Here is a 23657-nt window from a genome sequence, read left to right as displayed (position 1 = left end):
AGACTTCACTCCGCGGCGGCCGCGCGAAGGAGCCGGAACCGAACTGCTCCCGCGCGCCCGGCCGATTCATCGATTGGCAGGCAGCCACACCATGGCTTCATTCATCATCCGGCGACTGATCGCGTCTGTGTTCGTGCTCTTCGCCGCGACCTTCTTGATGTACATCCTGGTCTCGCTCTCAGGTGACCCCCTGGAAGAGCTGGCCCAGTCCAACGCTCCCAACAAGGCGGAGCTCATGGAAGCCCGTACGCGGCTTCTGAACCTGGATGTCCCCGCACCGCTGCGGTACTTCCTCTGGCTCGGCGGACTCTTCCGCGGAGACTTCGGTATCAGCATCCAGAACCAGCCGGTCAACGCCCTCCTCGCCAACGCCTTGACGTCGACGCTGACGCTGGTGACGACGGCGACGGTCGTGGCGATCGTGCTGGGCATCTCGGTGGGTATCGTCTCCGCACTGCGCCAGTACAGCGGATTCGACTACACCGTCACCCTCATCTCCTTCCTCTTCTTCTCCCTCCCGATCTTCTGGGTCGCGGTGCTGCTGAAGCAGTACGGCGCCATCCAGCTCAACAGCTGGCTGGCGAATCCGACGATCGCGGTTCCGGCGATCATCGCGATATCCCTCATCGCGGGCGTCCTGTGGATGTCGCTGATCGGCGGGAGATGGAAGAGGCGACTCATCGTCCTCGCGGCGGCGACGCTCGCCACCGCGGGCGTGCTGACCTATCTGTCGGTCACGCAGTGGTTCGCCGATCCCAGCATCGGGATCGTCGTGTACGCGGCGCTCGCCATCGGGATCGCGATCGGTGTGACCGCGGTGTCCACAGGCCTTCGCAACCGGAAGTCGCTCTACGCGGCGCTCACGGTGGCGGTCCTCGGCATTGCGCTGTACTTCCCGATGATGAACGGCATCCTCAACGGGATGACCCTCGGGCTGTTCGTCCTGCTGATCGTGCTCACGATCGTCGTCACCGGCGTCATCGGCTGGTTCTTCGGCAGCCCGGATCGGGGGCCGGTCATCCGCACCGCCATCCTCACCGGCATCCTGACCGCCGGTCTCATCGCGCTGGACAAGTACATGTCGTACTGGGAGGTCTACGCCAACTCCAGCCGCATCCGGGGTCGGCCGATCGCCACGGTCGGCGCGTCGACGCCGGGACTCGGCGGGAACTTCTGGGTGCAGGGCATCGACCTCTACACCCACCTGCTCCTCCCGACCATCGCGATCATCCTGATCTCCTTCGCGTCGTACACGCGCTACTCGCGGGCGAGCCTGCTGGAGGTCATGAACCAGGACTACATCCGCACTGCACGGGCGAAGGGTCTGACCGAACGCACGGTCGTCGTCCGTCACGCGTTCCGCAACGCCTTGATCCCGATCACGACGATCATCGCGTTCGACGTGGGCGCGGTCGTCGGCGGGGCGGTGGTCACCGAGACGGTCTTCGGCTGGACCGGCATGGGCCGGCTCTTCGTGGACGCGCTCCGTGTGTCGGATCCGAACCCGATCATGGCGTTCTTCGTCGTCACCGGCACTCTCGCCGTCCTCTTCAACCTCATCGCGGACCTCATCTACGCCGCCCTCGACCCGAGAATCAAGGTGAGCTGAGTGAACAACGCTCCCGAAGAAACCGACAACCGCGAGGCCTCGGCGACCGCCGAGATCTCCATCGAGCAACGCGAGACGGAGGGTCTGAGCCAAGGCCAGATCGTTCGGCGCCGCTTCTTCCGACACCGCGGCGCGGTGGTCTCGATGATCGTGCTCGCCTTCATCGTGATCCTGTCCTTCACCTCGGTCGGCATCGACCTGTGGGGGATCCGCATCCCGGGGTGGTGGCAGTACGACTGGCGTCAGATCCCGCCGATCGAGAACCGCGGCGTGCCGACCCTCTCGCTCATCCCCGAGTTCCTCGGGGGAGCGGGTCTCGCGTTCGGCAACCACCCGTTCGGACAGGACGAGGTCGGCCGTGACACGTTCGCGGTCGTGATGCGCGGGGCGCAGCAGTCGCTCATGGTCATGGTCATCGCCGGTGTCGTCGCGACGGCGATCGGCGTCGTCATCGGCGCCGTCGCCGGCTACTACCGCAAGGCCGCCGACGCGGTCCTGATGCGCTTCACCGACATCATCATCACCATCCCGCTCATCGTGATCGGTGCCGTGCTCGGAAACGCGCTCGGCAATCTCGGCGCCGCCGTCCTCGGCGTCGTGATCGGTCTGTTCGCGTGGACGACACTCGCGCGTCTCGTGCGGGGTGAGTTCCTGACCCTTCGCGAGCGGGAGTTCGTGGATGCCGCGCGCGTCTCGGGTGCTCGGGACCGGCGGATCATCTTCCGCCACATCCTGCCGAACGCGGTCGGCGTGATCGTCGTGAACGCGACGCTGCTCATGGCGGGCGCGATCCTCCTCGAGTCGGCTCTGAGCTTCCTCGGCTTCGGTGTCGTGTCGCCCGACACGTCACTGGGGAAGATCGTCTCCGACAACCAGGCCGCGTTCTCCACGCGTCCCTGGCTGTTCTGGTGGCCCGGCATCTTCATCATCACGATCGCCCTCTGCGTCAACTTCATCGGCGACGGTCTGCGCGACGCGTTCGACCCCCGCCAGAAGAAGATGCCGAGCGAGCGGGCGATGGCCCGGGCGGGTCGCTCGTCGACGCCTGCGGGTCCGATCCAGGATGCCGGCGCCACCGGTTCGGCATCCGTCACGGTCGCCGGCGAAGCGGTCTACACGGGAGACGTGGAGAACTACCACGACCCGCGGCCCGAAGAGCCCGGTGACGCCGGTCACGGACGGCTCGACCCGGAGCGCTGAGGATGAGTCCTTCAGAGCGCGAGTCCCAGCACTGCGGCCGCCGCGGTGAGTACCAGGGCGATGATCGTGCCGACATGCCACGTCGTCTTCTCGCCGCCGGGTTCCTCCCCGGCGGCGAGAAGACCGGCGTCGCGAAGCTCTTCCCACTGGCCGCGGATCGTCTGGGCGAGGTTCCCACTCGGCGTGGACACCGCGTCGCTCGGACGGAGTTCCCCCAGCGGTCCGCGCGCCGAGGCGCCGACGCCGTCGAAGTCCTTGCTCGCAAGGCCGAGCGCGCGGTGGCGGCCGGGTGCGGGCGTCGCCCAGACGGGGACACGCTGCGTCCGCGTCTGCAGGGTCAGCGCGAACCGCGTATCGATCGACTGCACCGCGGGCCAGGGCAGGAAGTGCGTGCGCAGCACGTTCACGACCGTCACCCCGTGCGGTTCGACATGCAGCTCCGGACGCCAGAAGAGCGCCCACGCCAGGATCGCCACGAACACCAGCGGCCACGCGTATCGCAACGCGCTGAGCGGATCGTCCCAGATGAGGGCGCCGATCGCCGCGGCACACAACACCATGGTCACGACGGAGAGGACACGGCCGAAGGCCGGACGATAGTGGACCTCTTGGAACGACATGACCTCCAGCTTTCCAGATCGGATGCACACGCATGACTGACACCACGGATGCCGCCGCCGGCGGCCGCCCCTCGCACGAGGCTCTTCCCGAGACGATCCTCGAGGTCAAGGGTCTGAACGTCGATTTCTGGGTCGAGGGGGAGTTCTACCCCGCCGCCGTCGACATGAACTACACCGTTCGCCGCGGCGAGGTGCTCGCGATCGTCGGCGAGTCCGGCTCGGGGAAGAGCACGAGCTCGATGTCCCTGCTCGGCCTCCTGCCCGAGAATGCCCGCGTCACCGGTTCGGTGAAGCTCCTCGACCGTGAGCTCCGCGGCGCGGATCCCGCGACGATCCGCGCGCTCCGCGGCGGTGACATCGCGGTGATCTTCCAGGAGCCGATGACGGCGCTGAACCCGGTCTACACGATCGGATTCCAGATCACCGAGGCGCTGCGCTCGCACGACCGCGCGCTCGCTCCGTCGGCCGCGAAGGAGCGAGCGATCGAGCTGCTGCGTCTCGTGGAGATGCCCAACCCGGAGCAGTCGTTCCACAAGTACCCCCATCAGCTCTCGGGCGGGCAGCGGCAGCGTGCGATGATCGCCCAGTCGATCTCGTGCGACCCGCTGCTGCTCATCGCCGACGAACCGACCACCGCCCTCGATGTCACGGTGCAGGCCGAGATCCTCGATCTGCTGCGGAACCTGCACAAGCGGCTCGATTCGGCGATCATCTTGATCACGCACGACATGGGGGTCGTGGCCGACCTCGCAGACCGCATCATGGTGATGAAGAACGGCGTCGTTGTCGAGGCCGGAAGTGTGGAGGAGATCTTCCACGCGCCGAAGCACCCCTACACCCAGCAGCTGCTGGCGTCGGTCCCGCACCTCGGTCTCGGCGTCCTCGAGCCCGTCGACGCCGACGCGCCCGAGGAGGTCGTCTCCGACACATCCGCCGTGCCGACCATCTCGGCGATCCGTGAGCGCGCGAGCGACGCGGGCGGGCCCGCCGAGGCCCGCACACCGGTGCTGTCGTTCGAGGACGTCGCGATCGAGTACCCGAAGCGGGGGCGTATCCCGGCCTTCCGCGCTGCGGAGCACATCGATCTGCAGATATATCCCGGCGAGATCATGGGTCTCGTCGGCGAGTCCGGTTCGGGCAAGACCACCATCGGACGCGCGGCCATCGGTCTGATCCCGATTGCGGAGGGGCGTCTCACGACGGTCGGCACCGACATCTCGGATGCCACGCAGAAGGATCTGTTCGCGATCCGCCGTCGTACCGGCATCGTGTTCCAGGACCCGGCCTCCTCCCTCAATCCCCGGATGCCGATCGGCCAGTCCATCGGCGAGCCGATCCTCCTCGCGGGGGTCGCGAAGGGGAAGGATCTTGATCGTCGCGTCGAGGAGCTCCTCAGCCAGGTGGAGCTCCCCGCCTCCTACCGCAACCGCTTCCCGCATGAGCTCTCCGGAGGCCAGCGCCAGCGCGTCGGCATCGCCCGCGCTCTCGCGCTCGCGCCGGAGCTTCTCGTCGCCGACGAGCCGACGTCCGCGTTGGACGTGTCGGTCCAGGCCCGCTTCCTCGATCTCCTGCAGGAACTGCAGCAGCAGCTGCAGTTCGCGTGTCTGTTCGTCAGCCACGACCTCGCCGTCGTCGACATCCTCGCCCACCGCATCAGTGTGATGCACCACGGGAAGATCGTCGAGACCGGTACGCGCGATCAGATCCTGCGCGGGGCGAAGGATCCGTACACGCAGCGCCTGATCTCGGCCGTCCCGGTTCCGGACCCGGAGGAGCAGCGCCTGCGGCGTGAAGCGCGCGCGGCGATGGTGGACCGCGAAGCCAGCTGATCCGCGTCGCCGACGGGCGGAAACGTGCTACACGCAGCCTGCGCGTAGAATGGGGTGCACCCGGTTCCGGGTGCACCCCTCACTCATCAAGGATTCCCTCATGGCGCGCGCCCTCCGTCCCGATCTCCGAAACGTCGCGATCGTCGCGCACGTCGATCACGGGAAGACGACTCTCGTCGACGCGATGCTGCGTCAGACGGGGTCCTTCGGCGAGCACGCGCACGTCGAAGAGCGCGCGATGGACTCGAACGACCTCGAGCGTGAGAAGGGGATCACGATCCTCGCGAAGAACACCGCGATCACGTACAACGGCGCGCACTCGGACGTGCCCGTGACGATCAACGTCATCGACACCCCGGGCCACGCCGACTTCGGTGGCGAGGTCGAGCGCGGTCTGTCGATGGTCGACGGTGTCGTGCTGCTCGTGGACGCGAGCGAAGGCCCGCTCCCGCAGACCCGCTTCGTCCTCCGCAAGGCGCTCGAGGCCAAACTTCCCGTGATCCTGCTGGTGAACAAGACCGACCGTCCGGACGCCCGGATCGCCGAGGTCGAGGAGGAGGCGCACGATCTCCTCTTGGGTCTCGCGTCCGATCTCGTCGACGACGTCCCCGACCTCGATGTCGACGCCCTGCTCGACGTGCCCGTCGTGTACGCCTCCGGTCGTGCCGGCGCGGCATCCCTCACGCGGCCCGAGAACGGCGCCCTTCCGGACAACGACGACCTCGAGCCGCTCTTCGGCGCGATCCTCGAGCACGTTCCCGCGCCGGCCTACGACGACGAGGCGCCGCTGCAGGCGTGGGTGACCAACCTCGACTCCAGCCCGTTCCTCGGACGGCTCGCGCTCCTGCGCGTCTTCAATGGAACTCTCAAGAAGGGCCAGACCGTGGCCTGGGTGCGCGCGGACGGCACCACGAGCAACGCCCGCATCACCGAGCTGTTGAAGACCCGGGCGCTGGAGCGCTACCCGGCGGACGACGCCGGCCCCGGCGACATCGTCGCCATCGCGGGATTCCCCGACATCACCATCGGCGAGACCATCGCCGACCCGGAGGATGTGCGCCCGCTCCCGGCGATCACGGTCGACGACCCCGCCATCTCCATGACGATCGGCACCAACACCTCGCCCCTCATGGGGAAGGTCAAGGGGCACAAGCTGACCGCGCGGATGGTGAAGGACCGCCTCGACCGCGAGCTGATCGGCAACGTCTCGCTCAAGGTGGTCGACATCGGGCGTCCCGATGCGTGGGAGGTTCAGGGCCGCGGTGAGCTGGCTCTGGCGATCCTGGTCGAGAACATGCGGCGCGAGGGCTTCGAACTGACGGTCGGCAAGCCGCAGGTCGTGACCCGGCGCGGTGAGGACGGCAAGCTCAAGGAGCCGTTCGAGCACCTGACGGTGGATGCCCCCGAAGAGTACCTCGGTGCGATCACCCAGTTGATGGCCGCCCGCAAGGGCCGCATGGACAACATGACCAACCACGGCACCGGCTGGGTGCGTATGGAGTTCATCGTGCCCTCGCGCGGCCTCATCGGATTCCGCAGTGAGTTCCTCACCATCACGCGCGGCACCGGCATCGCCAACGCGATCTCGCACGGCTACGACGACTGGGCCGGGTCCATCACGACTCGTCAGAACGGATCGATCGTCGCCGACCGCATGGGTGTGGTCACGCCGTTCGCGATGATCGCCCTGCAGGAGCGCATGAGCTTCTTCGTCCAGCCGACCGAAGAGGTCTACGAGGGCATGGTCATCGGTGAGAACTCGCGCGCCGACGACATGGATGTCAACATCACCAAGGAGAAGAAGCTGACGAACATGCGCTCGTCGACCTCGGACTCCTTCGAGTCGATGACGCCCCCGCGCATCCTGACCCTCGAGGAGAGCCTGGAGTTCGCCCGGGACGACGAATGCGTCGAAGTCACCCCCGAGAAGGTGCGCATCCGCAAGGTGGTCCTCGACGCCACCGAGCGCGGGCGCGCGGCTTCGCGGTTGAAGCGCCAGGACGCCGCGGTCTGAGTCGTCAGCGCTCCTGCAGGATCTCCTCCTCGAGATCCTGCAGGATGCGCGCAGGCAGATCGGAATCCGGCCCGGTGGCGTTGACGACGATCGCGACCGCCGTCCCGGTGTCGCCGTGGTACATCGCGAGGGACTGGAACCCGAGCCCGCTGCCGGTGTGCCCGATCCAGCGGTCGAGCCGACCGATGCCGAACCCGTAGGCGTCGTACTCCGGGCTCGCGGGATCCGCGTCGGTCGGGGCCAGCGCCTCGGTGCGCAGTCGGTGGGCGTCGGCGGACACCGCCGCACCGGTGCCGAGAATCTCCGCCCAGGTCGCGAGGTCGGCGGCCGTTCCGAACATACCCCCGGCGGCGGAGAACGCGCTGGCGCGGACGGGCGGAAGGGCTTCGGCCGTACCGTCCTCGTCGATCTGGAAGCCCGTCGCGGTTCCCGGCGGCGGAAGCCGGTCTCCCGGATACACGACGGAGTCCATCTCGTAGGGGTCGGTCAGGCGCTCGGCGACGGCTTCGTCCCACCCTCGGCCCGAACGGTCGGAGATGAGCTGACCGAGGAGCACGGTGTTTGTGTTGGAGTACTGGTAGCTCGACCCCGGCGCGAAAGAGGCCGGGACCCCGTCGATCAGCGCGTACAGGGTGGTGTCCGTCCAGCTCCGATCCCACTGCGCGGTCAGGAGTCCACCCAGACCCGGCTGCGCGGAGTAGTTCGGGATGCCTGAGGTCATCGTCGCGAGCTCGGAGACGCTCGCGTCGCCGTCGACTCCTGTTCCGGCTGTGGGAACGGGGGAATCGAGGTCGATCACCCCCTCGTCGGCGAGCTGGAGGACCACCGTGGTCACCAGCGACTTCGTCACGCTGCGGTACGCGAACAGGGTGTCCTCGGTCACGGCTGCGCCGGCCTCGTCGGCGACACCCACGGGGACGACCCGCGTTTCGCCGTCCCTCCGCACGGCGATCGCACCGCCGGGGACGTCCGCCTCCTCGACGGCGGCGCCGAAGACCGCGGCGAGAGGATCGGGCGCGCTCTCGGTGGAGACCGGTGCCGCCGGTTCGGCCGTGCACGCGGGGAGGGTCAGGCACAGCCCGGCGGCGATCAGGATCGCGGACCGACGCGGTCGTCGTCGCTGTCTCACGGGGTCGTTCTTCTCCGCCGCTCAGCGCATCTCCGAGATGAGGACGGCTGATGTCGCAGATTCCAGTGCTTCGAACACGTGGGGAGCATCTCCGGGGTAGCGGAGATAGTCACCGGGTTCGAGATCGTACGGCGCATCGGTGGGGCCGACGCGTGCCCGCCCGGTGAGGAGCACGAGATGTTCGGTGGTGCCGGACGGATGGGGATCGGACAGGCGCGGGCTGCCGGGCTCGGCGCGGATGATGTAGAGGTCCCGTCGGACGCCGGGCGCCGCCGCGGAGAGCAGCAGGGCCTCGTACGGCGCTTCGGCGGCGCGGATGCCGTCCTCCTGTCGTGCGCGGATGAGGGTCGGACCGGTGGCGGGCGCGTCGACGAGCGTGGCGAAGGAGACGCCGAGGGCGGTGGCCACCGCCCACAATGTCTCAACGCCCGGGTTGGACGAGCCCGACTCCAGTTGTGAGAGCGTCGCCTTGGACACACCCGCACGCCGCGCGACCTCGGCGGCTGACAGGCCCGTACGTGCCCGTTCCCGACGCACGGCGTCGGCGATGCGTGCTCCCATGGTGCTCACTCGTTCATTCTGGCAAACGTCCCGGCCTTGACCGCGGTGATCGAGCCGTTCAGAATAGTGAACGTGCGTTCACTGTCACGATCTCCTGACGAGCCGCCTGATGACCATGCCGTCCGTCGCGCGTGGCGTGAGGCGCTCGGCGTCGCCCTGGCGACCAGCGCGTACGGGGTCTCGTTCGGTGCGCTGGCGGTCGCTGCGGGTCTGGACGTCTGGCAGACCTGCATCCTGAGCCTGGTGATGTTCACCGGGGGCTCCCAGTTCGCGTTCGTGGGTGTCGTGGGCGCTGGCGGAATCGCCGCGGCACCTGCGGCGATCGCGTCGTCCGTCCTCCTCGGGGTCCGAAACGTCGCGTACGGCGTGAGGATGGCGCCGGTGGTGGGCGGGGGTGCGTTGCGCCGAGCCGCCGCCGCGCAGTTCACCATCGACGAATCGACCGCGGTGGCCCTCGCGCAGGACGACCCGCGGGCTCGTCGCGTGGCGTTCTGGGTGACGGGCGTGGGGATCTGGATCGGATGGAACGTCTCGACCCTGGCCGGCGCACTCCTGGGCGATGTCCTCGGCGATCCCCGCGCCTACGGACTGGACGCCGCGGCGGCGGCCGCGTTCCTCGCGCTGCTGTGGCCGCGCCTGCGGCGACGGCAGGCGATCGCGGTGGGGTGTGCGGCGGCCATTGTCGCCACCGTCCTGACCCCCGCCCTCATGCCCGGCATCCCTGTGCTCGTCGCGGCGTCGGTCGCCGTCGTCGTCGGACTCACGAATCTCTTCGGCGAGGGTGCGGCTCCCGACACCGAACCCGAGGACGTCCCCGAACGGGAGGGGCTTCCGTGACCCTGTGGAACGCGATCCTCATCGCCGCGCTCGGCTGTGTCGCCCTTAAGCTCCTGGGCTACCTCGTTCCGACGTCGTGGATGGAGGGGCCGCGCGCCTCTCGGACGGCGGATCTGCTCACCGTCGCCCTCCTCGCCGCCCTCGTCGGCGTCCAAGCCGTCGGCGCGGGCCAGGCGATCGTCGTCGATGCGCGTATCCCCGCGCTGCTGGTGGCCGCCGTTCTGCTCTTGCTTCGCGCGCCGTTCCTCGTGGTGGTCGTGGCGGCGGCGGCGACGGCGGCGCTCCTGCGGCTGGCGGGCCTGATGGTCTGAGGCCCGTACACTTGCCCGGTGGAATTCTCGTGGTCGCGCCTCGGCAGCTGGCTCATCGCCGCCGCCGTCGGGATGGTCTACGGCTCGGCGGGGACCATCGCGCACGCGTTCATGCTCGGGCCCGTCCCGCTCGGACTCGTCCTCGCGCTTCTGGGGTGCGCGGCCCTGCTCGCCTCGATCCGGTTGCTGACCGGCGACCGCTGGGGCGCCCTGGCCGCGGGGCTCGGGATGATGACGGCGGCACTGGTCTTCTCCGGTGCAGGACCCGGCGGATCGGTGATCGTTCCGCAGAGCATCCTCGGGACCGTCTGGACTCTCGCACTTCCGCTCGTGGTGGCGGTGGTCACCGGGTGGCCGGCGCGCTTCGGAACGGATCCGGGCCGAGCCCTCCCGGACTAGACTCGACCCGTGACGTACGTGATCGCCCTGCCCTGTGTGGATGTCAAAGACCGCGCGTGCATCGACGAGTGCCCCGTCGACTGCATCTACGAGGGGGAGCGCTCGCTCTACATCCACCCCGACGAATGCGTGGACTGCGGCGCCTGCGAGCCGGTGTGCCCGGTCGAGGCGATCTACTACGAGGACGATCTGCCGGGCGAGTGGCAGGACTACTACAAGGCGAACGTCGAGTTCTTCGACGACATCGGGTCTCCCGGGGGCGCGGCGAAGGTGGGCGTCATCGCCAAGGACCACCCCGTGATCTCGGCATTGCCGCCGCAGGACCACTGATCCGACGACGGAGCCGCTGATGGGAGTCACCGAGCTCGCGGACTACCCGTGGGACGCCGTCGCGCCGTACGCCCGGCGCGCGAAGGAGCACCCCGGCGGCATCGTCGACCTCTCCATCGGATCGCCGGTGGATCCGACCCCGGACGTGGTCGCCTCGGCGCTGAAGCGTGCGACGGATGCACACGCCTACCCGCAGACGATCGGCACACCCGCCCTGCGGGAGGCCGTCGCCGAGTGGTATCGGCGGCGCCGCGGGGTGTCCGGGCTCGCGGCTGAGGACGTGTTGCCGACGATCGGGTCGAAGGAGTTGGTGGCACTTCTTCCCCTGCTCCTCGGCGTCGGGCCGGGTGAGATCGTCGTCCATCCGCGCGCGGCGTACCCGACCTACGAGGTCGGGGCGACGGTGTGCGGGGCGACGGCGGTGGCCGCCGATGAGCCGGCCGCCTGGCCCGAGGGCGCGGCGATCATCTGGATCAACTCTCCCGGCAATCCCGACGGTCGGGTCTGGGGCGTCCCCGAGCTCCGCGCCGCGGTCGCGCGGGCTCGCGAACTGGGCGCGCTCCTCGTCGCAGACGAGTGCTACGCCGAGCTCGGGTGGGAGGCGCCCTGGGATCGCGCGCCGATCCCGTCGGTGCTGGACGACCGTGTCCGCGATGGATCGTTCTCGGGCCTGCTGTCGGTGTATTCCCTCAGCAAGCAGTCCAATCTCGCGGGGTACCGGGCGGCATTCCTCGCGGGCGACCGGGCGGTCGTGTCTCGTCTGACCGCGGCGCGGAAGCACCTCGGCCTCATGGTGCCCGCGCCCGTGCAGGCGGCGATGACCGCGGCGCTCGGCGACGCCGAGCACGTGCGGATCCAGAAAGACCTGTACGGACGGCGCCGCGCGTTGCTCCTGCCGGCACTGCAGGGCGCCGGGTTCCGCGTGGATCGGAGCGAGGCGGGTCTGTACCTGTGGGCGACCGAGGGACGCGACGCATGGGACTCGCTGGCGCGCTTGGCCGAACTCGGCATCCTCGCCGGGCCGGGGCATTTCTACGGACCGCACTTTCCCGAGCACGTCCGCGTGTCCCTGACGGCCTCCGACGAGCGCATCGCGGCGGCGGCGGAACGACTTCGCCACGCGGCGCCCGCTCATCTGTGAGGGTTCCTCCATCGGATCCGGCTTCGCATTGGCGATGTCCGGAGTAGGCGCGCGCGGCTACTAGGCTGTATGCGAACCCCCGGCACGATCACCAATCGCGAGGAGGCGCCGTGAGCGAAGCGGGCACCACACAGGACAAGGCCACTCTCACGATTGGCGACCGCACGGCGGAATTCCCCGTCCTGCACGGTACCGACGGCATCCCCAGCGTGGACATCTCCACGTTCACCCGCCAGACCGGCCACACGACGCTCGACTACGGCTTCGTCAACACGGCGGCGACGAAGTCGGCGATCACCTACATCGACGGCGACGAGGGCATCCTCCGTTACCGCGGGTATCCGATCGAGCAGTTGGCGAAGAACAGCACGTACCTCGAAGTCGCGTGGCTGCTGATCTACGGCGAGCTGCCGACCGAAGACCAGTTGGCGGAGTTCGACGGTCGGATCCGTCGTCACACGCTTCTCCACGAAGACCTGAAGCGCTTCTTCTCCGCGCTCCCGCACAACGCGCACCCGATGTCGGTGCTGTCGGCGGCGACGGCGGCGCTCTCGACGTACTACGAGGGCGAGTCCGACCCCCACAACCCCGAGCACGTCGAGCTGAACACCATCCGGATGCTGGCGAAGCTCCCGGTGATCGCGGCCTACGCGCACAAGAAGAGCATCGGTCAGGCTTTCCTCTACCCGGACAACTCCCTCGGGTTCGTCGACAACTTCCTCAAGCTGAACTTCGGCGTGCTGAGCGAGATCTACGAGATCAACCCGGTGATGTCGCGGGCCCTCGAGCGGCTGCTCATCCTCCACGAGGACCACGAGCAGAACGCCTCGACCTCGACGGTCCGGCTGGTGGGCTCCACGGGCGCCAACCAGTTCTCCTCGATCTCGGCAGGGATCAACGCCCTGTACGGACCCCTCCACGGCGGCGCGAACGAAGCCGTCCTGGAGATGCTCGGCCGCATCCGCGACTCCGGCGAAAGCGTCGAGCGGTTCGTCGAGCGGGTCAAGAACAAGGAAGACGGCGTGAAGCTCATGGGCTTCGGGCACCGGGTGTACAAGAACTACGACCCGAGGGCCAAGCTCGTCAAGGAGTCCGCGGACGAGGTCCTCGAGGCCCTGGGCGTGAACGACCCGCTCCTGGATCTCGCGAAGCAGCTCGAGGAGATCGCCCTGAGCGACGACTACTTCCGCGAGCGCCGGCTGTATCCGAACGTGGACTTCTACACGGGCGTGATCTACAAGGCCATGGGTTTCCCCACGCGCATGTTCACGGTGCTGTTCGCGATCGGGCGGCTGCCCGGATGGCTGGCGCAGTGGCGCGAGGCCGTCACCGACCCGCAGACCAAGATCGGCCGCCCTCAGCAGCTGTACACCGGCTCGCCGGAGCGCGGCTACCCCGGCCTCGGCTGATCCGGCGGTCTCAGCCGAGGGTCGCGGCGTAGTCGGGCACCTGCCCGGCATCGTCGCGTGGCGGCCGCTCATACCCGCCGGATGCCGGTCGCGGCGGGATCTCGATCGCCGGCCGTTCCACCTCCCGGTAGGGGATCCGTGACAGCAGGTGGTGGATCATGTTGATCCGTCCGCGCCTCTTGTCCTCGTTGTCGACCTCGAACCAGGGGGCCTCGGGGATGTCCGTGTGGATGAACATCGTGTCCTTGGCGCGCGAGTAGTCCTCCCACTTGGTGATGGACAGGACGTCGTTGGGACTGAGCTTCCATCGGCGCATCGGATCCTCCGAGCGCGAACGGAAGCGTGCCTCCTGCTCGACATCCGACACGCTGAACCAGTACTTCAGCAGGACGATGCCGTCTTCCACCAGCATCCGCTCGAAGATGGGGGCCTGGTGGAGGAATCGGTGGTACTCGGCCTGCGTGCAATAGCCCATGACGTGCTCGACGCCGGCGCGGTTGTACCAGGAGCGGTCCATCAAGACGATCTCGCCGGCGGCAGGCAGATGCGGCACGTACCGCTGGAAGTACCACCGCGTCCGGTCGCGCTCGCTCGGCGTCGGCAGGGCCACGACCCGCGTCACGCGCGGATTGAGGTACTCGGCCACGCGCTTGATCGTCGAGCCCTTGCCCGCGGCGTCCCGTCCCTCGAAGATGACCACGATCCGGGCGCCGGTGTGCTGCACCCAGGCCTGCATGTCGACGAGGCGCGCCTGCAGTCGGGCGAGCTCGGCTTCGTACGTCTTCTTCGACAGTCGCGCCGACATGGGATCTCCTTCGATCGAACGCCGATCAGGCGTGGAGGGCTTCGTTCAGCGTCACCCCGGCGCCGGCACGCCGGACGGCTTCGACCGCACCCGTGAGGGAGTTGCGCCGGAAGAGGATCCCGTTCCGGCCGGAGAGCGCAGCACCCTTGACGCTCGGACGGCGACCGTCGTCGCCCGGGGCCTCGTCCGCGAGGACGATCTTGGAGCCTGCGGTCACATACAGTCCGGCTTCGACGACGCAGTCGTCCCCGAGGGAGATGCCGATGCCCGCGTTGGCGCCGAGGAGCGTGCGCGCACCGACGGAGACGACGTGGGCGCCGCCGCCGGAGAGGGTGCCCATGATCGAGGCGCCGCCACCGATGTCGCTGCCGTCACCCACGACCACGCCCTGGGAGATGCGGCCCTCGACCATGCTCGCCCCGAGTGTTCCGGCGTTGAAGTTCACGAAGCCCTCGTGCATCACCGTGGTCCCGGGGGAGAGATAGGCCCCCAGTCGCACCCGCGACGCGTCGGCGATGCGGACTCCGACCGGGGAGACGTAGTCGAGCAGACGGGGGAACTTGTCCAGGCTCTGCACCTGGATCCCCTCGCGGAGGAGGAAGGGGCGCAGGCGCGTGGCGTCATCGGGGTGCATGGGCCCCGCCGTCGTCCACGCGACGATCGGCAGGTGCGCGAAGATGCCGTCGAGGTTCAGCGCGTTCGGAGCCACCAGGCGATGGGAGAGGGCATGCAGGCGCAGGTAGGCGTCCGGCGTCGAGGCAGGGGGCGCGTCCAGATCGATCTCGACGACACGCACGTCCAGCTCCACCGCGCGTCGCGGGTCCGGCACGGCATGCCGCTCGAGGTCGCCCGAGACCAGTGCGGGCTGCCGGCCGCGGGGCATGCGGCCCTCCGCGGGCTGCGGGTACCACGTGTCCAGGACGGTGCCGTCCTCGGACGTCGTGACCAGACCGCATCCCCAGATGTACCGCGCATCGCTCATGCCTCCACGGTAGCGGTCGGGGACGGTCCTCGGAGATCCCCGTCGCGCCCTCGGTAGACTTCGACAATGCCCGCGCTCGATCTCACGCAATCCTCCGTCGACCTCACGCGCGTCATCTGCGACATCCCCAGCGTGTCCGGTGAGGAGACCACGCTCGCCGACCTCATCCATGAGGCCGTGTCGGCGCTCGAGCACCTGGAGGTCTATCGCGACGGCGACACCATCGTCGCCCGCACCCACCTCGGGCGGGACCGGCGCGTCGCGATCGCCGGGCACATCGACACCGTTCCGATCAACGGCAACGTGCCGACGCAGGATCGCGTCGTGGACGGCCAGCAGGTCCTCTGGGGGCGAGGGACGGTCGACATGAAGGCCGGCGTCGCCGTCCAGCTGGTGCTCGCGGCCGAACTGACCGATCCGACGGTGGACATCACCTGGATGTGGTACGACCACGAAGAGGTGGATGCCGAGCTCAACGGGTTGACCCGTCTCTCCCGGACGCGCCCCGATCTCTTCGCAGCGGACTTCGCGATCCTGGGTGAGCCCTCCAACGGCGAGGTGGAGGGCGGGTGCAACGGCAACCTGCGGGCGCTCGTGACCACGACGGGCGTCCGCGCGCACAGCGCCCGGTCCTGGGTCGGGGAGAACGCGATCCATGCGGCCGCGCCCATCCTCACCCGACTCGCCGAGCACCGTGCCCGAGAGATCACCGTCGACGGGCTGGTGTATCGCGAGGGGCTCAACGCCGTGCGGATCTCCGGCGGGATCGCGGGCAACGTGATTCCCGACGAGTGTCGAGTCGAGGTCAATTACCGGTTCGCCCCGAGCCGTGATGCCGCAGAGGCGGAACGCGTGGTGCGGGACGCCTTCTCCGGTTTCGACGTCGAGATCATCGATCTCGCCGAAGGGGCGCGCCCGGGACTCGACGCCGAACTGGCCCAGGACTTCGTCCGAGCCGTCGGCGCCGAGCCGCGCCCGAAGTACGGCTGGACGGACGTCGCGCGGTTCAGCGCTCTCGGCGTGCCGGCGGTCAACTACGGCCCCGGGGACCCGCACCTGGCGCACCACGACGAGGAGCGGGTGCCGATCGCGCAGATCGAAGCGGTCGAACGCGGCCTGCGCGCGTGGCTGAGCGCCGGCTGACGGTGCGTCCGGGGGCTCTCGCCGCGCGCGTCGCGGTGCAGCCGGCCCTGTGGATCGGCATCCTCTATCTCGCGGCGCGAGCGGTCACGACAGCCTTCCTCATCCTCGCGGCGTCCCTGTCCACCCCGTCCTCGCGCTTCGGCGACGCTCCTGCGCTCGGCGATCTCGTCCTGGGGTGGGACGCGCGGTGGTACTGGATCATCGCCGTCGTCGGGTACCCGACCACGTTGCCGCTGACGGACGACGGACTCGTGGCGGAGAACGCGTGGGCGTTCCTGCCCGTCTACCCCTTCCTGGCGCAGACGGTGAGCCTGCCGTTCGGGCACTGGGCCGCGGGGGCCTTGCTCGTCTCGCTGGTCGCCGGCTACGCCGCGTGCTACGTCCTCTATCGCCTTCTGCGCACCCGCCTGAGCGTCATCGCCGCCACCTGGGCCGTGGTCTTCTTCGCCTGCGGACCGCTGGCCGCACTGTTCCAGGTGGGGTACGCCGAGACACTGAACCTCCTCTGGCTGTTCCTCGCGCTCTGGGCGCTCATCCGTCGGCGATGGGGGTGGCTGTACGTCCTCATCCCTCTCATGGGCTTCACACGTCCCGGTATCCTCGCCTTCTCCCTGATGCTCGCCCTCTACGGGATCTGGCGGTGGGTGCAGCGCAAGAGGGACCCGCTGCCGGTGCGCGAGATCATCCACATCATCGCCACGGGTCTGCTGGCAGCCGCCGTCGGGTTCGCCTGGCAGATCATCGCCGCCGTCGTGACGGGCCGGTCCGACGCGTATCTCGCCACGGAGCTCGCCTGGCGCAGGATATGGATGCCGGGGGAGGCCGACTTCGTCCCCCTCCACGGCTTCCTCGAGGCGGTGGAGTTCTGGTTCGGCCGGATGTGGCGAGTCGATCCCCTTGTGGGATACGTCCTTCTCGTCGCGCTCGTGGCCGCCATCGCCGCGTTGCTGCTGTGGGCGAAGCCGGTGCGGGCACTCGGGGTCGAGATCCGACTGTGGTCGGTCGGCTACATCGTGTACCTGCTGCTCGTCTTCTTCCCGCAGTCCAGCATCTTCCGCCTTCTCGTTCCGCTCTCGCCCCTGTGGGGAGCGTTCGCCGTTCCGCGATCGCGCACGTGGCGCTGGAGCGTCCTGGCCGCCTGTCTCGTCGGGCAGTGGTGGTGGATCTACAACATGTACGGCCTCGGGAACATGACCTGGCAGGTTCCGTGACTGGCACGCGATGTCACGTTCTGTAGACGGGGTTCGGGCACAGGCTCCGCTCAGGGATAAACTTGGCTTCGCAGAACATCGATGAAAAGGAGCCGCAATGGCAGCCATGAAGCCGAGAACCGGAGACGGGCCGATGGAGGCCGTGAAGGAGGGTCGCCTCATCATCGTGCGCGTGCCGCTCGAGGGGGGTGGGCGACTCGTCGTCTCCGTGAACGACGCTGAGGCCAAGGAGCTTCATGACGTCTTGGGGGGCGTCGTCAGCGCAGCCTGATCAGCAGGAAAGACGAACGGCCGGTCATGGGACCGGCCGTTCGTCTTTGCCGCTGATCAGGCTGCGGGAACCGTGGTGAGCTGAAGGAGACCCTCGCCGACGATGGAGAGCGCTCCGATGACGGCGGGGGAGCTCTGCGTCTCCTGGATCAGCGAGCGGTAGGCGCTCGTGACGGGGTCGCGACGCACCGGATCCGCGACCGCACCGTGGCCGAGCACGCGCGGCACCAGGACCGTGCCGCCCGCGCGGACGAGACGGAGCCCGTGCTCGACGTACTCGATGACGCCGTCCGGGTCCGCGTCGACGAGGACGATGTCATAGGACGCCTCGTTCATGCGGGGAAGCACTTCCGCCGCGCGACCCGTGATGAACCGTGCACGCGCGGCCGGTATGCGGGCGTCGGAGAATGCCTGACGCGCGGCGCCGAGGTGCTCCGGCTCCTTGTCGATGGTGGTCAGTGTCGCTCGAGGAGAACCGTGCAGGAGCCACAGCCCGGACACACCGGCGCCCGTTCCGATCTCGACGATGTTCAGCGCCTGCGACGCCGCCGCGATCACGGCGCACTGAGCCCCGACGGGGGCGCTGATAGGCGCGGCTCCGAGCTCGAGGGCGTGTGCGCGCGCACGCGCGATGTGCTCGGGTTCGAGCGTCGATTCGTCGGCGAACCTCTGGTTCGCGTCATGACCTGCCATGGGTGTTCCTCCGGTTCAACCCTAGGGGCGCTCCCGGGCGTCAGCCTGCAGGCGCGACGGTAATGTGAAGGCATGTTCTTCGGGCTCACGATCGAGAAGCTTCTGCTGATCGGTGTGATCGCGGCCTTCGTCATCGGACCCGAACGGCTTCCCCGCTACGCGGAGGGTCTCGGGCGCCTGACCCGGCAGGTGAAGGACTGGATGAACACGGCCAAGACGCGCGTGCGCGACGAGATGGGTGAGGATTTCCAGGACGTCGACTGGCGGACGCTCGATCCTCGTCAGTACGACCCCCGTCGCATTATCCGCGAGGCTCTGCTGGATGACACCCCGGTCCCGACGGTGAAGGCGGCCGCGGCGGCCGGAGCCGTCGCCGCCATGGGGGCTGCCGGCGAGGCGCATCGCGAGGAGCGCGCCGTACCGTCACGGCTGGCGGCGGGTGAGACGGCGCCTTTCGACGACGAGGCCACCTGAGCGGATCCCGGCGGCTCCCGGATGGTCCCGCGTCAGCGCGTCCGCAGCGGGAGGGAGCGACCGGCCAGACCGCGCCGAGCGCCGGCGAGCTCGTCCGCGAGCGCCGCGATGGCACGTGCGGCCGGCTCGTCCGGGGCGGCGAGCACGATGGGAGAACCGGCGTCCGAGGTCGCGCGGAGCGCGGGACTGAGCGGCACCGACGCCAGAAGGGGAACGTCGGAGGTCTGATCGACCGACAGCGCGGCGGCCACAGCGGCGCCGCCGCCGGAGCCGAAGACCTCCATGACCGACCCGTCCGGGAGGGTCATGGCCGCCATGTTCTCCACGACACCGATCACCCGCTGACCGGTCTGGCGTGCGACGAGGCCGCTGCGGACCGCCACATCGGAGGCGCTCGTCTGCGGCGTCGTCACGACGAGCACCTCGGCGTGGGGGAGGAGCTGGCCGACGGAGATGGCCACGTCGCCCGTTCCCGGTGGCATGTCCAGCAGGAGCACGTCGAGGTCGCCGAAGTGGACATCCGTCAGGAACTGCGACACCGTGCGGTGCAACATCGGACCACGCCAGGCCACGGCGGGCAGCACGCCCTCCTCGCCCTCGCGGCGCAGGAACATTCCGATCGAGATCACCTTCACGCCGTGCGCCACCGGCGGCAGCATCACGTCGTCGATCCGGGTGGGGGAGGGCGCTCGGCCGCGGTCATCGACGAGTCCCAGGAGAGCGGGGATGGAGAAGCCGTGCACGTCCGCGTCGATCAGACCGACGGATAACCCGCGCTGCGCGAGGGCGGCGGCGAGGTTCGCCGTGAGCGTGGACTTTCCGACGCCGCCCTTGCCGCTGGTCACCGCGACGACCCTCGTCAGGGAGTCGGCGCCGAAGGGCATCGTGCGGGCGGCGCGTCCACCGCGAAGCCGATCCGTAAGGGCGCGACGTTCGTCGGGCGTCATGACGGTGAGTGAGACGTCGGTGCCCGACACGCCGGCGACGGCTGACGCAGCGTGCTCGACATCCGCTCTGATGCGGTCGGATGCCGGACATCCGACGATGGTGAGGGCGATCTCGACGCGGGCGACGCCGTCGTCGACGCTGATGGCGCGGAGCATGTCGAGCTCGGAGAGCGGGCGCCGCAGTTCGGGATCCATCACCGCGCCGACGGCGGCGGTGACCGCGGCGACGGTGCTCGAGGTCATCGACGCTCTTCCTCGGAGTCGGGGGCCACACCGTCGAGACGGTCGAGGATCGCTCGAAGCTCGGCGCGCAGGACGTCTCGGGTCACGACGTCCCCGGAGATGTCGGTCAGCGCCATCCGCAGGGCGACGATCTCCCGGGCGAGGTACTCCGTGTCGGCGAGGTTGCGCTCGGCCCGTTGGCGATCCTGCTCGATCTGAACCCGGTCGCGGTCGTCCTGTCGGTTCTGCGCCAGGAGGATCAGCGGCGCGGCGTACGACGCCTGGAGCGAGAGGACGAGGGTGAGGGCGGTGAAGCCGAGCGCCGCGTCGTCGAAACGCCACGGCTCCGGCATCGTGGTGTTCCACAGGATCCATCCCACGCAGAAGAGTGTGAGGGCCAGGAGGAAGAGCGGCGTCCCCATGTTCCGCGCGATCCATTCGGTGAACCGACCGAATCGATCTCGGGAAGGCTGCGGGGTGCGCGCGAGCATCCCCCCGCGGCCGCGAGGGGCGTCCAGGGACGGTCGCTTCGTGGAACGGGCCATCATCGCCGCCTCGGAGTGATCGGCACGGCCGCCGTCGACGGGGCGCGCGCAGGCTCGGGGATGTCGCTGGAGCGCCAGTCATCGGGAAGCAGGTGATCCAGCACGTCGTCGATGCTCACCGCTCCGACCAGGCGTCGGGCCTGATCGATCACCGGAACCGAGACGAGGTTGTAGCTGGCGAGCATGCGTGCCACCTCGGCGGCGCTGGCGGTGGCCGAGATCGGCTCCAGCGTGTCGTCGATGATCGCACCGAGCCGCTCGTGCGGGGGATATCTCAGCATCCGCTGGAAGTGGACGGTGCCCAGGAAGCGTCCGGTCGGCGTCTCGTACGGCGGCAGGGTGACGAAGACCGCGGCGGCCAGCGCGGGATGCAGCTCGTGTCGGCGGATGAGCGCGAGCGCTTCCGCGACCGTCGCGTCGGCGGAGAGCACGATCGGCTCGCTCGTCATCAGGCCCCCGGCCGTGTCGGGCCCGTACTTCAGCAGGGCGCGCACGTCCTCCGCCTCCTCGGGCTCCATCAGGTCGAGGAGCTCCTCGGAGCGCGCCTCGGGGAGTTGCCCGAGAAGGTCGGCGGCGTCGTCCGGCTCCATCTGGTCCAGGATGTCGGCGGCGCGTTCGTCGCCGAGGGCTTCGAGGATGTGCACCTGCTCGTCCTCCGGCATCTCCTCGAGCGCGTCGGCGAGTCGATCGTCGGGCAGCTCTTCGGCGACTTCGAGCAGCCGCTCTTCGGGGAGGTCGAGCAGCGTGTTCGCCAGATCCGCCGCCTTGAGGTCGGAGAACGTGGCGACGAGCTGTTCCGCCGACTGCGCCTGCCCCGGAGTCTGCTCTTCGCGGACTTCGGCCCAGGACGCGAATGTGGTGGGCCCCTTGGCGAAGGGGGAGGCGCTCGTACGCGGCCGGCGCAGGAAGAGCTGGCCGACGTCCCACTCGCCCAGGCGACTGCGCTCGATGGCGACGTCTTCGATGACGGCGCGACTCGATCCGTCTCGGAGGTACACCGTGCGGCCGAGCATCTCCGCCATCACGCGGACTTCTCCGCCGCGCTGCTGGAAGCGACGGACGTTGATGAGGCCGGTCGTGATGACCTGACCGGTGGCGATCGAGGTCACGCGGCCGATCGAGACGAACACGTGGCGACGACCCGGGATCTCCACCACGAGCCCCACCACGCGCGGGGGATCGTCCTTGCGGTAGATGACCACGACGTCGCGGACCTTCCCGAGACGGTCCCCGGCCGGATCGAACACCGCGCAGCCCGCGAGACGCGCGACGAAGACCCTTTGCGTGCTCACACGTCCCAGCGTAGCCCCGGGCCCGTGGGAGGATGGAGCGATGAGCATGTTCGGCGGCAGGGCGGCGATGTCCGCCGGCGACGTCGGTCAGACCGTGGCCGGCTACAGCACCTACGAGGCGGCGCAGAAAGCCGTGTCGACGCTGATCGGGGCCGACATCCCCGCGCGTCACATCGCCATCGTCGGATCCGGTCTGCGCTCGGTCGAGCGCGTGACCGGGCGGCTCGGCTACGCCACCGCCGCCCGGTCGGGAGCGGTCAACGGTCTCCTCCTGGGTCTGCTCTTCGCGGCGGTACTCGTGATCGGGTCTCCGACGCTTCCGATTCCCGTCTTCGTGGGTGTCCTTTTCGTGGGAATAGCCCTGGGGATGCTGCTGAGCCTGACGACCTACTCGCTCGTGCGGAAGAGGCGCGACTACGCGTCGGTGATCCAGGTCGTCGCCGACCACTACGACGTGACCGTCCCGGCATCCGATCTCGCACGCGCACGCGACGCGCTCGGAGTCGGGGCTGCCGCGCCGGTCGGCCCACGTCCCACCGCGGATTCCGAGCCGCCGCGCTACGGCGAACGGGTAACGCCGTCGCCGCCGGCATCCACCGAGGCCGCGGCGGACGACGACCGCGCCTGATGCGCGGCGTGCGGCGGCGCGAATGAGCGAAGTGAGGGCGGTCGAATCCACGCGGACGTGCGTGGTCGAGCTGCCCTCCGGAGCTCTCTCCCTTCCGGTCCTGCGGGTCGAGCCACCGGCGCCCCGGGCGACGGTGATCCTCGCGCCCGGTGCAGGGGCCGGTGCCGCACACCCATTCATGGCCGCGATGGCCGCGGCGATCGCGGCCATCGGGATGACCGCGGTGCGGTTCGACTTCCCCTACCGCGTCCTGGGACGACGGATGCCGGGACCCGCTTCGCACTCGATCCTCGCGTGGGCGGCGGTGTTCGAGCACGCGCGACTGGAGAGTGGCACCGCCCCGATCGTCGCCATGGGCAAGTCCTACGGAGGACGCATGGCGTCGATGGCGGCGGCGGAGGACACGATCGACCCCGACGCGCTGGTCTACCTCGGCTACCCCCTCCACCCTCCCGGCCGTCCGGAGAAGGAACGCGCCGCGCACCTTCCGCTCATCACCGTGCCCCAGTTGTTCGTGTCGGGGAGTCGCGACCCCTTCATCCTTCCGGCCGAGCGCTGGGATGCGATCGTCGAGACGTGTCCTGCCGCGTCGATCGCGTGGATGGACGGCGCGGACCACTCGTTCGAGCGGTCGAGAGACCGCAGAACGGTGGTGGACGTCGCGGCGTCCGTCCTCGCTGCAACCCGCGATTTCCTGGACGACGTCGTCTCGTCGCAGCGCGACACGCCCGGGGGAGCGGCCAGATTTGCCCGACCCCCGGATCCCGCGTAAGTTATCTCTTGTTCGCCCCAAAGGGAAGCGAGCGCCGGGATCACCGAGCGCCCCCCTCAAGCATCGAACACCTCCTCCAGAACATGACCTCTGTCATGGAAGGAAGAGGCCGGCGTATCTCGTCACTCCGCTTCGGCCGATTTGACACAGAGATCGCGCCGGGTAAGATAGAGAAGTTGCCCTTCGAGCAGAGCTGAGAAGCCGAGCGGGAGGAGCATCCGATCCTTGAGAACTCAACAGCGTGCACTTGTCAAATGCCAAATTATCCTCGTCGGTCTTCGGAT

The 23657-nt window shown here is 68.9% G+C and carries 25 protein-coding genes; 16 read left to right on the top strand and 9 right to left on the bottom strand.

Features of this window, described 5'->3' with window-relative positions; genetic code table 11:
- The first annotated feature begins 91 nt into the window (after positions 1-91).
- Positions 92-1609: an ABC transporter permease gene (locus LTL01_RS12305; RefSeq protein ID WP_053547183.1), complete on the top strand. Its 1518-nt coding sequence runs from the start codon at positions 92-94 to the stop codon at positions 1607-1609.
- Complete coding sequence (locus tag LTL01_RS12300; protein WP_236968772.1) at positions 1610-2809, top strand: ABC transporter permease; 1200 nt, start codon at positions 1610-1612, stop codon at positions 2807-2809.
- 11 nt (positions 2810-2820) lie between these two features.
- Here LTL01_RS12300 and LTL01_RS12295 read toward each other — a convergent pair whose 3' ends face one another.
- Entirely contained in the window at positions 2821-3429 is a 609-nt protein-coding gene (locus tag LTL01_RS12295; protein ID WP_236968771.1) for a PH domain-containing protein, read from the bottom strand.
- 32 nt (positions 3430-3461) lie between these two features.
- On the opposite strand from LTL01_RS12295, the gene LTL01_RS12290 reads away from it, so the two are divergent.
- Positions 3462-5258 carry a dipeptide ABC transporter ATP-binding protein gene (locus LTL01_RS12290; protein WP_236968770.1) on the top strand — a complete coding sequence of 599 codons (1797 nt, stop codon included), beginning with the start codon at positions 3462-3464 and terminating at the stop codon, positions 5256-5258.
- A 100-nt stretch (positions 5259-5358) separates the two neighbouring features.
- Positions 5359-7272: a translational GTPase TypA gene (typA, locus tag LTL01_RS12285; protein ID WP_236968769.1), complete on the top strand. Its 1914-nt coding sequence runs from the start codon at positions 5359-5361 to the stop codon at positions 7270-7272.
- A gap of 4 nt (positions 7273-7276) precedes the next feature.
- On the opposite strand, the gene LTL01_RS12280 is transcribed toward typA, so the two are convergent.
- Together LTL01_RS12280 and LTL01_RS12275 are read right to left on the bottom strand one after the other, a co-directional pair.
- The gene (locus tag LTL01_RS12280; protein ID WP_236968768.1) at positions 7277-8401 is read right to left on the bottom strand and encodes a serine hydrolase domain-containing protein; all 1125 of its coding nucleotides are present in this window, start codon (positions 8399-8401) and stop codon (positions 7277-7279) included.
- Between the two features lie 21 nt (positions 8402-8422).
- Complete coding sequence (locus LTL01_RS12275) at positions 8423-8962, bottom strand: helix-turn-helix domain-containing protein (protein ID WP_272878079.1); 540 nt, start codon at positions 8960-8962, stop codon at positions 8423-8425.
- Between the two features lie 72 nt (positions 8963-9034).
- Between LTL01_RS12275 and LTL01_RS12270 the strand changes: the two genes are divergently transcribed.
- The 6 genes from LTL01_RS12270 (at position 9035) to LTL01_RS12245 (ending at position 13389) form a co-directional block, all read left to right on the top strand.
- Entirely contained in the window at positions 9035-9799 is a 765-nt protein-coding gene (locus LTL01_RS12270) for an AzlC family ABC transporter permease (protein WP_372461346.1), read from the top strand.
- Positions 9796-10110 (top strand): AzlD domain-containing protein, encoded by a 315-nt coding sequence (locus LTL01_RS12265; protein ID WP_236968766.1) that lies wholly within the window; start codon positions 9796-9798, stop codon positions 10108-10110. The genes LTL01_RS12270 and LTL01_RS12265 overlap by 4 nt, the downstream gene beginning before the upstream one ends.
- Before the next feature lie 18 nt (positions 10111-10128).
- The gene (locus LTL01_RS12260; RefSeq protein WP_236968765.1) at positions 10129-10509 is read left to right on the top strand and encodes a DUF6113 family protein; all 381 of its coding nucleotides are present in this window, start codon (positions 10129-10131) and stop codon (positions 10507-10509) included.
- A gap of 9 nt (positions 10510-10518) precedes the next feature.
- A complete protein-coding gene (fdxA, locus tag LTL01_RS12255; RefSeq protein ID WP_053547188.1) occupies positions 10519-10839 on the top strand; it encodes a ferredoxin in 321 nt (106 codons plus the stop codon).
- A gap of 19 nt (positions 10840-10858) precedes the next feature.
- Positions 10859-11980 carry a succinyldiaminopimelate transaminase gene (gene dapC, locus LTL01_RS12250; RefSeq protein WP_236968764.1) on the top strand — a complete coding sequence of 374 codons (1122 nt, stop codon included), beginning with the start codon at positions 10859-10861 and terminating at the stop codon, positions 11978-11980.
- 110 nt (positions 11981-12090) lie between these two features.
- Positions 12091-13389 (top strand): citrate synthase, encoded by a 1299-nt coding sequence (locus LTL01_RS12245; RefSeq protein ID WP_236968763.1) that lies wholly within the window; start codon positions 12091-12093, stop codon positions 13387-13389.
- 10 nt (positions 13390-13399) lie between these two features.
- Here LTL01_RS12245 and ppk2 read toward each other — a convergent pair whose 3' ends face one another.
- Together ppk2 and dapD are read right to left on the bottom strand one after the other, a co-directional pair.
- A complete protein-coding gene (gene ppk2, locus LTL01_RS12240) occupies positions 13400-14194 on the bottom strand; it encodes a polyphosphate kinase 2 (protein ID WP_197272953.1) in 795 nt (264 codons plus the stop codon).
- Between the two features lie 25 nt (positions 14195-14219).
- Complete coding sequence (dapD, locus tag LTL01_RS12235; RefSeq protein ID WP_236968762.1) at positions 14220-15176, bottom strand: 2,3,4,5-tetrahydropyridine-2,6-dicarboxylate N-succinyltransferase; 957 nt, start codon at positions 15174-15176, stop codon at positions 14220-14222.
- A 66-nt stretch (positions 15177-15242) separates the two neighbouring features.
- Here dapD and dapE point away from each other — a divergent pair, with 66 nt between their 5' ends.
- The 3 genes from dapE (at position 15243) to LTL01_RS12220 (ending at position 17801) form a co-directional block, all read left to right on the top strand.
- Positions 15243-16319, top strand: a complete 1077-nt coding sequence (gene dapE / locus LTL01_RS12230) for a succinyl-diaminopimelate desuccinylase (protein WP_236968761.1) — start codon at positions 15243-15245, stop codon at positions 16317-16319.
- Positions 16301-17530, top strand: coding sequence for a putative hexosyltransferase (locus LTL01_RS12225; RefSeq protein WP_236968760.1), 1230 nt, complete (start codon positions 16301-16303; stop codon positions 17528-17530). The genes dapE and LTL01_RS12225 overlap by 19 nt, the downstream gene beginning before the upstream one ends.
- Positions 17531-17627: 97 nt before the next feature.
- Entirely contained in the window at positions 17628-17801 is a 174-nt protein-coding gene (locus LTL01_RS12220) for a DUF3117 domain-containing protein (RefSeq protein WP_064485917.1), read from the top strand.
- Positions 17802-17857: 56 nt separating this feature from the next.
- On the opposite strand, the gene LTL01_RS12215 is transcribed toward LTL01_RS12220, so the two are convergent.
- Complete coding sequence (locus LTL01_RS12215) at positions 17858-18493, bottom strand: O-methyltransferase (RefSeq protein ID WP_236968759.1); 636 nt, start codon at positions 18491-18493, stop codon at positions 17858-17860.
- Positions 18494-18565: 72 nt separating this feature from the next.
- Here LTL01_RS12215 and LTL01_RS12210 point away from each other — a divergent pair, with 72 nt between their 5' ends.
- A complete protein-coding gene (locus LTL01_RS12210) occupies positions 18566-18967 on the top strand; it encodes a twin-arginine translocase TatA/TatE family subunit (RefSeq protein WP_236968758.1) in 402 nt (133 codons plus the stop codon).
- Positions 18968-18999: 32 nt separating this feature from the next.
- On the opposite strand, the gene LTL01_RS12205 is transcribed toward LTL01_RS12210, so the two are convergent.
- The 3 genes from LTL01_RS12205 to LTL01_RS12195 are packed head-to-tail and all read right to left on the bottom strand — an operon-like array spanning position 19000 to position 21973.
- Positions 19000-20157 (bottom strand): P-loop NTPase, encoded by a 1158-nt coding sequence (locus tag LTL01_RS12205; RefSeq protein WP_236968757.1) that lies wholly within the window; start codon positions 20155-20157, stop codon positions 19000-19002.
- Complete coding sequence (locus LTL01_RS12200; RefSeq protein ID WP_236968756.1) at positions 20154-20681, bottom strand: DUF1003 domain-containing protein; 528 nt, start codon at positions 20679-20681, stop codon at positions 20154-20156. Before LTL01_RS12200 ends, LTL01_RS12205 begins: the two co-directional genes overlap by 4 nt.
- A complete protein-coding gene (locus LTL01_RS12195; RefSeq protein WP_236968755.1) occupies positions 20681-21973 on the bottom strand; it encodes a magnesium transporter MgtE N-terminal domain-containing protein in 1293 nt (430 codons plus the stop codon). Before LTL01_RS12195 ends, LTL01_RS12200 begins: the two co-directional genes overlap by 1 nt.
- Before the next feature lie 40 nt (positions 21974-22013).
- On the opposite strand from LTL01_RS12195, the gene LTL01_RS12190 reads away from it, so the two are divergent.
- Both LTL01_RS12190 and LTL01_RS12185 read left to right on the top strand, forming a co-directional pair.
- Entirely contained in the window at positions 22014-22601 is a 588-nt protein-coding gene (locus LTL01_RS12190) for a YflT domain-containing protein (protein WP_236968754.1), read from the top strand.
- Between the two features lie 22 nt (positions 22602-22623).
- Positions 22624-23373: an alpha/beta hydrolase family protein gene (locus tag LTL01_RS12185; RefSeq protein ID WP_236968753.1), complete on the top strand. Its 750-nt coding sequence runs from the start codon at positions 22624-22626 to the stop codon at positions 23371-23373.
- Positions 23374-23657: the final 284 nt, after the last annotated feature.

Origin of the sequence: Microbacterium aurantiacum (genome assembly GCF_021654035.1) — a bacterium.
In the GTDB taxonomy this organism is placed as follows: Bacteria; Actinomycetota; Actinomycetes; order Actinomycetales; family Microbacteriaceae; genus Microbacterium; species Microbacterium aurantiacum.
The sequence above is the reverse complement of the archived record's forward strand: the minus strand, read 5'-3'. Positions and strand labels throughout refer to the sequence as shown.